Below are 11,252 nucleotides of genomic sequence, written 5' to 3'. Positions count from 1 at the left end.
CCTTACACGGCGATTGCGCGTTTCCGCATCACAAGCCAGATCAACGATCCACCGGCCAGCACGAGGAAGGGCACCATGGCGATGTTCACCGCCGCCCAGCCTTCGACTGGGTCTCCGCCTGCGCAGTTCATCAAGCCGCCGGATGCCAGCGATGCCAAGGTGACGCCGCCGAAAACGATCAAGTCGTTCATGCCTTGCATACGCCCCCGTTCCTGCGCCGAGTGGGCCCCGGCCAACATGGAGGTGGCCCCGATGAACCCAAAGTTCCAGCCCAGTCCCAAGAAGAACAGCGCCCAATAGAAATTGGCGAGGTCGACGCCCTGAAGTGCGACAACGCCAGCCACACCAAGGATGCCAAGGCCAAGACCCATGATCCGCTCGGCCCCAAAGCGCGAGATCAGGTGGCCGGTGAAAAAGGACGGGGCAAACATGGCCAGAACGTGCACTGTGACCACGTTTGCCGCGTCTGGTTCAGTAAACCCGCAGCCGACCACGGCGAGCGGTGTGGAGGTCATCACGAGGTTCATCAGCGCGTAGGATACGGCGGCACAGATTACGGCGACCACGATGCGCGGATCCCGAAGCAATTCCTTGCGCGTGCGTCCCGCGCCTTCTGTCGCTGACGGCGGGGCTGGCTTGGGAATATCAAGCAGCATGAACAGCGCCATGCCCATCACGTTGAAGCCCATGGCAACCCAATAGATCGGAATGTAGCGCGTGACCGTGGCATCGGCTGTGTCTGCGGTCACATAACCAACGACCTGCGGTCCGATGATGGCCGACAGCAGGCCGCCTGCCATCACGTAAGAAATGGCCTTGGGGCGGAAGGCATCAGATGCCGTGTCGGCAGCCGCAAAGCGATAGAAACCCTGCGCCGACATGTAGATGCCGGTCATGAAGCTGCCCGCGAGAAACAGCCAGAAGCTGCCGATGCTCAGCGCCCAGACCCCGATGGCTGCACCCGCCAGTCCGCCAAGCGCGCCTACGATGAACCCCGTTTTGCGTCCAAAGCGCTGCATGACGTTCGACAGCCACGGCGCTGTTGTCATCGACCCGAACACGATGAGCGAGATGGGCAGCGTCGCCAGACAGGCATAGGGCGTCAGCTGTTGTCCGGCCAGACCAGCCACCACAAACATCATGGTGATCTGGCTGCCAAGAAAGGCCTGCGCCGCAACCAGAACGGCCACGTTGCGCTTGGCACGGGTATCATCAACATAGGTCATATTTGCTGGGTATCCCCGGGCGCGTTCTGCGGCAAGTGCGCGATTAAGCACAGGTGGTTGCGCGCCGGCGACATGGGGCTAGGGTGGCGGCATGAAACGGGTTCTTGTTCTGGGCGGATCGGCGATGACCGAACCTGCGGTGCGCACCTTGCAGGCGGTGGGGCACGACGTTGTCGTCTATTGGTCGCGTGCGCCGAGCGTGGCAGAGCTGCCGCGCGCTGCCACGCTGCGGAGCGGTTTGCTGGACACCGAAGCGGTTGTCGATGTCACCCATCCTTTTGATGAAACCTTGCGTGCCTTGGCGAACAGTATCGCGCCCACAGTCCCGCGGGTACGGTTGGGCCGCGCCCCCTGGACATCTGAGGCAGAGCACAATTGGCAGCAGGTCGATGATCTGGCGCAGGCTGTTGCAGCCTTGCCGCCGGGCGCACGCGTTTTTGCCGCTTCGGGAAGGGACAGCGCAGAGGTGCTGACGCATCATGACGGCGCCGTTTTTCTGCGGCAATTGCACCGCCATGACGATCCAGCACCGGACAGGTGCACTTATGTGTTTGGAGACGGCCCGTTCGATGTCGCCGGAGAGATGGCGACATTCAAAGACTTGGACATTGATGTTGTTCTGGCGCGGAACACTGGCGGGCGCAGCGGGTTTCCCAAGATCGCCGCGGCGCGGATGCTCGGCCTGCCGGTGATCCTGATTGCGCAGCCTGATGCGGGCACTGCGTCTATTGTGAACGATCCAGGTGGTTTGTTGGCGTGGATGGATACTCTTTGACTGGGCGTATAATCGAAAACGATGCTGATGTGGCCGAAGGGGCTGCGTGGTTGGCGGCGCAACATCCAGCGCTGGCGCGTGCGCTTGAGTTGGCGGGGCCTTTGCCGCTCCGGCGACGGCCAGATGGGTTTGCCGCGCTGCTCAATGCCATCATTGGCCAACAGGTCAGTACCGCATCGGCCAATGCGATTTGGACCCGGATGCAGGAGGCCGGGCTGGTCGCGCCTGCGCCTGTGATTGCGGCGGGCGAGGACGGTTTGCGCGCGGCAGGCCTGAGCCGCCAGAAGATTGCCTATGCGCTGGCGCTGGCCGGGGCCGGGATCAACTATGATGCGTTGCGTCGCGCGCCGGATGCGGATGTCATTTCCACCCTGACCGCCGTGAAGGGCATCGGGGTTTGGACGGCCGAGATTTATGCCATGTTCGCGCTGGGTCGGGCGGATGTCTTTGCTCCGGGTGATCTGGCGTTGCAGGAGGCGGCACGCATGATCTTTGATCTGCCGGAGCGGCCCAAGGAAAAAGTGCTGCGCCAGATGGCCGAGGACTGGTCGCCCTGGCGGGCGGTTGCTGCGCGGCTTTTCTTCACCTACTACCGGGTCGCAAAGGGCCGAGAGGGGATCACATGACACGGGTACTGCAGGCAGGGCGGGTTGAGCCGCAATCAGGTGAGTTGCGGTCTATCGTTGTATTTCTGCATGGGTACGGTGCGAACGGTGCGGACCTGTTGGGGCTGGCGGACCCTTTGGGTGAGCATTTGCCCGATACGCTGTTTGTGGCCCCTGACGCGCCCGAGGCTATTCCGGGGTATCCGGGCGGTTATCAGTGGTTCCCGATCCCCTGGATTGACGGATCATCGGAGGAAGAGGCGGAACGCGGTCTGAACGCCGCTGCCGAGGATTTGAACGCGTTTCTTGATGCGTTGATGGTGGATGAGGATGTGCTGCCGGAGCAGGTCGTCCTGTTTGGCTTTTCCCAAGGCACAATGATGTCTTTGCACGTGGCACCTCGGCGTGAAGATCCGGTCGCCGGTATTGTAGCTTTTTCCGGGCGGTTGCTGAACCCCGAACTGTTGGAAGATGAGGTGGTGAGCCGCCCGCCTGTCCTGCTGGTTCACGGGGATCAGGACGATGTGGTTCCACCGCAATCCCTGCCGCAAGCGGCCGAGGCGCTGCAAGGGGCCGGGTGGAAGGACGTGTTTGCGCATGTCATGAAAGGCACAGCGCACGGTATCGCGCCCGATGGGCTGAGTGTCGCACTGGCCTTTATGCGGGATAAGTTGGGGCTGTGATCCGCTTCATTCTGAGAAGCGCATTCGTCAGTGCCATGGCACTGACGTCCGTGTCCGCGACTGCTCAGTCCTCCAGTGAAGGTGACGTTCCTACAACTCCGTTGACGATTCTCGTGGATGGCGATGCGCTGCCGACTCTGAAACGTGATTTGTATGCCTTGGATGCCGGGGTAGGGGCCTTTGAGACGGAGGTGGTGCCGCTCTCCATGCTCGAGGTGGATGCCTATATCTGGGTGATCGACCGGCGCGATACGTTTGTGCCGGACAGGGATCACATTTTCCAGGACTCCCTGCAACGGATGATTGCGGATCAGCCCGGGGATGCGGAAACGGTACTGGAATGGAGCGTGCTGCGTTTGGTCGATGATCGGGACGGGCGCATTCACCGGGTGCGGCTTGTTTTGGCCTATGCCCATGGGTTGCGACGCTATCCGGCCCTGTGCGTTGCTGTTGGTGTGCGGGACGTCATCTATTCTGTGGATGCCGAAGGTGGTGAGGAGGCGACCAGCGATCCGTTCGGCGGTATGGAGCGGTGCCGTGCTGAAGGCTGGTCCACTCCGCTGGATGCTGTCGGACAGTAGCTGCCCCGCACGGCTTGAGATGCACAAAAACCGTCACATCGCTGTCACCAAACCGTTCTATTGCGGCTGCGACATCTCGTGGTACGCATGGCACTTGCAACCCGCTTTCCACAAGATATAGTCACGACATAAAGCCGGGGCGGGATCCCCGCTCTGGTGCCATAACGGGCAGACAGGGCGAGGACGGAGTCACGCATGGACGGCGATTTCAGAACGGAATTTACACGCAGCCCATCTGCGTTGAAACAGCACCCGGCGTTGGTGCTGAATGCGGACTACAGGCCGCTCAGCTATTACCCGTTGTCCCTGTGGCCCTGGCAGGAGGCGGTCAAGGCGGCCTGGCTTGATAGGGTGGACATCGTGGCCGAGTATGACGAGGTCGTTCGGTCCCCGAGTACCGAGATCCGAATACCTTCTGTCGTGGTCCTGAAAGACTATGTGAAACCTCAAAAGCGCGTGGCCTTCACGCGCTTTAATTTATTTCTGAGGGACGAATTCCGCTGCCAGTACTGTGGGGCCAAAGGGGATCTGACCTTTGATCACGTGGTCCCGCGCGCATCAGGCGGTGTAACCAGCTGGCAGAACGTGGTTGCGGCGTGCAGTCCGTGCAACCTGCGCAAGGGCTCCAAGGCGCTGCACCGTACGGGCATGGCCCTGCGCAAACCACCGCGACAGCCCGGAGCGGAAGAGCTGCGCAACATGGGCCGCAAGTTTCCACCAAACCACCTGCATGACAGCTGGATGGATTTTCTGTATTGGGATGCCGAACTGGAGGCATAACAGAGCAGCGATGGTGTTGCGCCTTCACGTGCTCGTGAACTTAAGCCCCATGCGCCTACGTATGAACTGGGGCATGTTTCATGGATGCGCCAGTTTATTGCCTGTCTTATTGCTCTTCTCGCGACCCAGCCGGTGACGGCCCAGATATTGCAAGGAAAAATCCTCCAGCAAAGCGGAGACGGACGGTTCGTATTGCTGGATACAGAGACCCCCTTTGCCGTCGGCGAAGACACGTTCGATGATGACAATCTGTATGGGTTCGATGAAGATCAGAACATCACGCTGGTCGAACCCATTCGGGTGGATATCGGCAATGAAAAGGGTCTGATTCCGGCAGGGACAGTTGTGGCAAGTCACTATGTGTTCTTTGACAGCCTGTCTGGCATTCACACTGGCTATGTTGACTTTGACGCGCCCATCCTTGGGGTTGCGGCTTTTCAGGACACGATGGCGGCGACCGACTTTCTGGCTGACACGGGCGTAACCTATCTCAGCACCGAGCTGCGCGGTTTGGAGCAGGGCGACTACGTCTGGATTGACGAGAACCTGCCCACCCGACTGTGGGTGTATTGGGCGGGATCGTCGCCGGGTGACTACATCCGTGTCTTTACCGAAGAGTCCAAGGGCGCATTGCTGATGTAGGGCGCTGTTGGCGGCGCGATGTCAGGCCGCCAGGTCAACCCATACCGGGACGTGATCCGATGGCTTTTCCTCGCCCCGCACCGCCTTGTCGATCTGACAGTCCATCATCAGGTCGGCGCAGTTCGGGCTGAGCAGGAAATGGTCGATGCGGATACCGTCATCCTTGTTCCACGCGCCAGCCTGGTAGTCCCAGAATGAATAATGCCCGGGGCCAAAGCTACGCGCACGGAAGGCTTCGGTCAGTCCAAGGTTCAGCAAGCGCCGGAAGGCGGTGCGGCTTTCGAGGCGGAACAGCGCGTCCTCGCGCCATGCATCCGGTCGCTTGGCATCTTCGGCCTGCGGGATGATGTTGTAGTCTCCGGCCATGAGGAAGGGCGTCTCTTCGGCCATCAGGGCAATCGCGCGCTGCCGCAGCCGTTCCATCCAGGCCAGTTTATAGTCATATTTTGGTCCAGGCACCGGATTGCCATTGGGCAGGTACAGTCCGCACAGGCGCACGGCCTGAGTGTCGCCCACGACGGTCGCCTCAATATATCTGGCCTGTTCGTCGTCTGCGTCACCGGGCAGACCACGTGTCACGTCCTCAAGCGGCAGTTTCGACAGGATGGCCACGCCATTAAACGACTTTTGACCGTGTGTTTCGACGTTATATCCGCGATCCTCGAACAGCTCGCGTGGAAAGTTTTCGTCGACCGATTTGATCTCTTGCAACAGCACAACATCCGGGTTCGCTGCATCCAGCCATCGGGGGAGAGCTTCGATACGGGCCTTGATGCCGTTTATGTTGAAGGTTGCGATTTTCATGTTTGCCCCCGTTTGCGCTGCTCTTCCGGTGTCGCGCATCCAATCGCTCTGAGCAAGACCCGATGATAACGGGTGCAGATCCCCTAAATTAACTATTTCTTAACTAATCGATTCGGGGTAATCTTTGAATATTGCTGAGCGCAATACAGGAAAATCACAGCAAAAACAGGGCTGTGGATAAGAAAATTTGTTCCAAAAATGTTCTGGGCTGAAGCCGGGGGCGTGCAAATGCTTCTATGCTTTTCCTTATGTGGATAACCCTTGATCCACTCGCTTCTAGCAAGAAATTTCCTTTTGTAAATCTCCTTTAACGGGCAACGCTTGGGGCACCACAACCAAAAGATGAAAAGGGGAAGCTGCTATGACGGCTCAACGCAAAACAAACGTCGCTCTGGACACCACTTCAATCAGTGGCCTGCACTCTGGTGAAGGGGTTGAAATGTTCTCGACCAGCAGCACGCCAACGGCGCGGGACACACTGATGGGCGACGGGGTTCATATGTTCTCGACCAGCAGTGCACGGACCGCACGGGATGTCGTTGCCGGTGACGGGGTCGAGATGTTTTCAACAAGCAGCGCACCGGCTGCGCGTGAAACTGCGGCTGGCGACGGCGTCGAACTCTTTTCGACCAGCAGTGCGCCTGCTCAGACAGGCGCAGTCATGCAGGGTGAGCTGACAAATCTGTTCTCGTCAGGGTCCTGACCTCGGGCGGCGGGACGACAAGACAACAGACAAAGGGGTACGACAAATATGTCAAATGTCATTGAGCTTCACGTCCCGCCGCGCCGACAACGCCTGACCGAACGCGCGGGCGGATTGATCGAACTTTTTGCAACGCACCGTCGACACCCGGATGATGTGTTCTGGCTGAAAGAGAATGCAGAGCTTCTTGGCATTCTGGAGTGTACAGGCACCAAAGTTGGTGTTGAGGCGTTGCTACCTCATCAGGATTTTTACAAGACGCTGTCCGAGCGACTGCAGTTTTTTCCGCAGTACTACCGGTTCCTATTGTCCATAGGCATGGACCTCGAAGACCTCGGCCTGCCCGGAACGCAGATGGAGGGTCTGTGTCATTGGGTTGCGCATCAACGCTTGCCGGAGGCTGAGCTTAGTGATTTACAGCGCGCCGAAGCACGGCGTTTGCTGGCCCGCCGCGGTGTGGATTGCACTGCCGCCGATCCCGGGCTGGATGACCGCTTGCGCGGGTTTATTGCCCGACCCGAAACATTTGCGCTGCCGAACAAGAAGGCCGCGTATGAGCTGACTCATATCGTTTTTTACTTGTCCGAATACGGACGTCGCGACCCATGTTTGGATGCCGCGACGTTGCAAAGCCTTGAATATGTGGGTATTTTGGCGTATCTGGATCAAAACATCGACTTACTGGCCGAGGTCTGTGTCGCATTGCGGCAGGCTGGAAAAGCACCGAATGCCATTTGGGTAGAAGCCGTGCGCAGGTCGATTTCCGGATTTAGGGTTATAGAAGACCCATCCGGGACAGCATCAGACGATTATCACGAATACCTTGTCGCATCCTGGGCGGTGCAGGCTCTTGGCTTAGATGGCACCGGATGCCCGCTGCCCCAAGGGCGGGCGGTCTTTCAGCAAAGGATCGAACAACCCAGCGCATTGCGCGCAGTATCTGCGGCTCTGCTTGCTACATCCGAGACGCGCAGCTGCGATTGGGGGCAAATGTGCGACTATATCTTTGATCTTCTGGATGACGATGCAGGGTTAGTCCTGGAAACGACCATAGCGTCGACCGCACAGTTCGAGCCGTTTTTCGAACTGTTCGCGCGCGCTTGAAGGCTACATCGAGAAGGACGTACCGCACCCGCAAGAACTGGTGGCGTTTGGGTTCTCGATCACGAAACGGGCACCGATCAGTTCTTCGGAGAAATCAATGACTGCATTGGAAAGGAAGGGCAGGCTGATGCTGTCCACGACAACCTTTTGACCCGCGCCCTCCAGAACAAGGTCATCATCCTTGGGGTCGTCCAAAGCAATCTCGTATTGGAAGCCGGAACACCCCCCACCTTCAACGGCCACACGCAGGGCCTGTCCCTGATCGGCTGCGCCGATCTCGGCCAAGCGCTCAAAGGCGCGTTCGGTGACTTTGGGTGGCAATTGCATTGCATCTGCTCCGGATGGTTTTCTTCGTGCTGCGTCTGCAATATATGCGCGGTACGAACAGGCGACAAGGATCACCGGAAATGCCAGCCGCATATGCTTCTGATCCTGAACGCGCCCGAGGGCGGCGCTGGCCGGAGGAAGAGATGTCATTCCGCTCGCCGTTCCAGCGCGATCGGGACAGGATCATTCATGCCTCGGCCTTTCGGCGGCTCAAGCACAAGACGCAAGTCTTTGTCGAGCACGAGGGTGACTATTACCGTACGCGCTTGACCCATTCCATCGAAGTGGCACAGGTCGCACGTACAATTGCAGGCGCCTTGGGTCTGAATGATTGCCTGACCGAGGCCGTGGCGCTGGCACATGATCTGGGCCATCCCCCCTTTGGCCATACAGGTGAGGATGCGCTGCAGTCACTTATGGCCCCCTTTGGCGGCTTCGATCACAACGCTCAGGCGATCAAGATCGTGACGCGGCTGGAATGCCATTACGCCGATTTCGATGGGTTGAACCTCACCTGGGAAGCCCTTGAAGGTATTGCAAAACATAATGGTCCGGTCACGGGTGATCTGCCCTATGCGCTGGCTGAGTACGATTCCGAACACGACCTTGAACTTGGCACCCATGCGAGTGCGGAAGCACAGGTTGCGGCGCTGTCTGATGACATCGCGTACAACAACCATGACTTGCATGATGGTCTGCGTGCGGGCCTTTTTGACGAGGCTGACATCTGTCACCTGCCCATGATCGGCGCAGCCTTTGCCGAGGTTGATGCGATGCACGCCGATCTTGATCCGATGCGGCGGCGCCATGAAGGGCTGCGCCGTGTCTTTGCCGCCATGGTAACGGATGTGGTCGATACGTCTCGGACATTGCTCGCTGAAAGCGGTGCGCAGTCGGTCGAGGATATCCGCCACTTTGGCCGCCCAGTTGTCCGCTTTTCAGATACGCTTTGGGCAGATCTGCAACAGATCCGAACGTTCCTGTTCACCAACATGTACCGCGCACCTTCGGTCATGGTGAAGCGCGAAGAAGTGACGTGCATTGTCAACGATCTGTTCCCGCTGTTCCTGTCCAAGCCTGACCTGCTGCCTTCTGAATGGCGCCGCAATGTCGATGCACGGGACGAGGTGGCGCTGGCCCGCAGTGTTTCCGACTATATCTCGGGCATGACAGACCGATTTGCCCTGCAGGAACACGCCCGCCTGATCAGGTAGTCATGCTTGACGCTTGGGGTGCGCGTGATACACCCCGCGCATCCAATGAATAGGCCCCTCATGAACCTTTTTGCCGATATCCGCGCCCTTGTGCTGACCAACCTCGCCGCCATGGCCGAGGCGGGGGAACTGCCTGCCGATTTGGCAACGCACAACGTGACGGTCGAGCCGCCGCGCGATGCAGCGCATGGTGACATGGCGACGAACGCGGCGATGGTGCTGGCCAAACCTGCCAAGATGAAGCCGCGCGACATCGCCGAAGTCTTGGCCAAGCGTCTTGCGGAAGACGACCGCATCACCAGTGCCGAAGTGGCTGGGCCCGGTTTTCTGAACCTGCGGCTTGCGCCATCGGTCTGGCAGGGGGTGGTTGGCGCCGTGCTGGCTGCCGGCACGGATTATGGTCGGTCCGATCTGGGCGCTGGTCTGAAGGTCAATGTCGAATACGTCTCGGCCAACCCCACAGGCCCCCTGCATGTCGGTCACACGCGCGGCGCGGTCTTTGGCGATGCGTTGGCCTCGCTGCTGGATTTTGCGGGCCATGATGTGACGCGCGAATATTATATCAATGACGGCGGTGCGCAGGTCGATGTCCTCGCCCGGTCAGTCTACCTCCGGTATCTCGAAGCGCACGGGCAAAAGGTTGCATTCGAGGATGGAACCTATCCCGGCGACTACCTGATCGGCGTTGGTGAAGCGCTGAAAAACAAGGTTGGCGATGCCTTTGTCGACAAGGGCGAACAGTTCTGGTTGGCCGAGGTGCGGGAGTTCGCAACCGAAGCCATGATGGACCTGATCCGGGATGACCTTGCGGCGCTTGGGGTTGAGATGGATGTCTTTTACTCCGAAAAGTCGTTGTACGGCACAGGCCGGATCGAGGCGGCGCTGGATGATCTGCGCAGCAAGGGCCTGATCTATGAGGGTGTGTTGGAGCCGCCGAAAGGCAAGAAGCCCGAGGATTGGGAGCCACGGGAGCAAACCCTTTTCAAATCCACGGATCATGGTGACGATGTGGACCGCCCTGTGATGAAGTCGGACGGTTCATGGACCTATTTTGCGCCTGACATTGCCTATCACTACGACAAGGTGCAGCGCGGCTTCGACGCGCTGATCGACGTGTTTGGTGCGGATCACGGTGGCTATGTCAAACGGATGAAGGCGGCGGTCAGTGCGTTGTCTGATGGCAAGGTGCCGCTGGACGTCAAGCTCACCCAACTGGTGAAACTGTTCAAGGACGGGCAGGAATTCAAGATGTCCAAGCGGGCAGGGACCTTTGTGACCCTGCGCGACGTGGTGGACGAGGTTGGCCCCGATGTGACCCGCTTCATGATGCTAACGCGCAAGAATGATGCGATGTTCGACTTTGACCTGGACGCGGCCCTTGAGCAGTCCAAGGAAAACCCGGTGTTCTATGTGCAATACGCGCATGCGCGGGTGAAATCGGTTTTGCGCAAGGCGGTAGAGGCAGGTGTTGGGGTTGATGACACGACCTTGGCCGCTGCTGACCTATCCAAGCTGGATCACGAGGCGGAACTGGCGCTGGCCGCCAAGCTCGCTGAATGGCCGCGACTGGTCGAAACGGCTGTCCGGACCAATGAACCTCATCGCATTGCATTCTACCTCTACGACCTTGCTGGTGTGTTCCATGGCTTGTGGAACCGGGGGAATGAACTGCCCGAATTGCGCTTCCTGCAGGATGATGCCGCAACCTCTCAGTCAAAAATCGCGCTCGCGCGTGCCTCCGCCGTTGTAATTGCAGCGGGCCTTGGTATTCTTGGGGTGAAACCGGCCGAAGAGCTGCGTTAACGTCC

At 59.1% G+C, this 11,252-nt stretch carries 13 protein-coding genes; 10 read left to right on the top strand and 3 right to left on the bottom strand.

All coding sequences use genetic code 11. The annotated features are described in order from the left end of the window. Window positions 1-2 precede the first annotated feature (2 nt). Window positions 3-1,226, bottom strand: coding sequence for an MFS transporter (locus AC53L6_RS10430; protein WP_299200034.1), 1,224 nt, complete (start codon window positions 1,224-1,226; stop codon window positions 3-5). 91 nt (window positions 1,227-1,317) lie between these two features. Here AC53L6_RS10430 and AC53L6_RS10425 point away from each other — a divergent pair, with 91 nt between their 5' ends. From AC53L6_RS10425 to AC53L6_RS10400, 6 genes are all read left to right on the top strand, one after another. Further along, window positions 1,318-2,001 (top strand): precorrin-6A/cobalt-precorrin-6A reductase, encoded by a 684-nt coding sequence (locus AC53L6_RS10425; protein ID WP_496907793.1) that lies wholly within the window; start codon window positions 1,318-1,320, stop codon window positions 1,999-2,001. Beyond that, the gene (locus tag AC53L6_RS10420) at window positions 1,998-2,627 is read left to right on the top strand and encodes a DNA-3-methyladenine glycosylase family protein (RefSeq protein ID WP_496907792.1); all 630 of its coding nucleotides are present in this window, start codon (window positions 1,998-2,000) and stop codon (window positions 2,625-2,627) included. The genes AC53L6_RS10425 and AC53L6_RS10420 overlap by 4 nt, the downstream gene beginning before the upstream one ends. After that, window positions 2,624-3,289, top strand: a complete 666-nt coding sequence (locus AC53L6_RS10415) for an alpha/beta hydrolase (protein ID WP_496907791.1) — start codon at window positions 2,624-2,626, stop codon at window positions 3,287-3,289. The genes AC53L6_RS10420 and AC53L6_RS10415 overlap by 4 nt, the downstream gene beginning before the upstream one ends. A 35-nt stretch (window positions 3,290-3,324) precedes the next feature. Further along, window positions 3,325-3,870, top strand: coding sequence for a hypothetical protein (locus AC53L6_RS10410; RefSeq protein ID WP_496907790.1), 546 nt, complete (start codon window positions 3,325-3,327; stop codon window positions 3,868-3,870). A gap of 195 nt (window positions 3,871-4,065) precedes the next feature. Continuing rightward, the gene (locus AC53L6_RS10405) at window positions 4,066-4,650 is read left to right on the top strand and encodes an HNH endonuclease (RefSeq protein ID WP_299699439.1); all 585 of its coding nucleotides are present in this window, start codon (window positions 4,066-4,068) and stop codon (window positions 4,648-4,650) included. 84 nt (window positions 4,651-4,734) lie between these two features. Further along, a complete protein-coding gene (locus AC53L6_RS10400; RefSeq protein WP_496907789.1) occupies window positions 4,735-5,292 on the top strand; it encodes a hypothetical protein in 558 nt (185 codons plus the stop codon). 21 nt (window positions 5,293-5,313) lie between these two features. Here AC53L6_RS10400 and xth read toward each other — a convergent pair whose 3' ends face one another. After that, complete coding sequence (gene xth, locus AC53L6_RS10395; protein WP_299597144.1) at window positions 5,314-6,096, bottom strand: exodeoxyribonuclease III; 783 nt, start codon at window positions 6,094-6,096, stop codon at window positions 5,314-5,316. Window positions 6,097-6,457: 361 nt separating this feature from the next. Between xth and AC53L6_RS10390 the strand changes: the two genes are divergently transcribed. Together AC53L6_RS10390 and AC53L6_RS10385 are read left to right on the top strand one after the other, a co-directional pair. Beyond that, window positions 6,458-6,799, top strand: coding sequence for a hypothetical protein (locus AC53L6_RS10390; protein WP_496907788.1), 342 nt, complete (start codon window positions 6,458-6,460; stop codon window positions 6,797-6,799). A 48-nt stretch (window positions 6,800-6,847) separates the two neighbouring features. Then, window positions 6,848-7,903, top strand: coding sequence for a DUF6902 family protein (locus AC53L6_RS10385; RefSeq protein ID WP_496907787.1), 1,056 nt, complete (start codon window positions 6,848-6,850; stop codon window positions 7,901-7,903). 3 nt (window positions 7,904-7,906) lie between these two features. On the opposite strand, the gene AC53L6_RS10380 is transcribed toward AC53L6_RS10385, so the two are convergent. Then, window positions 7,907-8,230: a HesB/IscA family protein gene (locus tag AC53L6_RS10380; protein ID WP_496908075.1), complete on the bottom strand. Its 324-nt coding sequence runs from the start codon at window positions 8,228-8,230 to the stop codon at window positions 7,907-7,909. Between the two features lie 80 nt (window positions 8,231-8,310). On the opposite strand from AC53L6_RS10380, the gene AC53L6_RS10375 reads away from it, so the two are divergent. Further along, entirely contained in the window at window positions 8,311-9,444 is a 1,134-nt protein-coding gene (locus AC53L6_RS10375; protein WP_496907786.1) for a deoxyguanosinetriphosphate triphosphohydrolase, read from the top strand. A 60-nt stretch (window positions 9,445-9,504) separates the two neighbouring features. Then, window positions 9,505-11,247: an arginine--tRNA ligase gene (gene argS, locus AC53L6_RS10370; RefSeq protein ID WP_496907785.1), complete on the top strand. Its 1,743-nt coding sequence runs from the start codon at window positions 9,505-9,507 to the stop codon at window positions 11,245-11,247. Window positions 11,248-11,252 lie beyond the last annotated feature (5 nt).

The organism is Tateyamaria sp. LSS28 (assembly GCF_059611725.1).
Note: the sequence above shows the minus strand (reverse complement) of the source record. Positions and strands in the feature narration are given on the sequence as shown.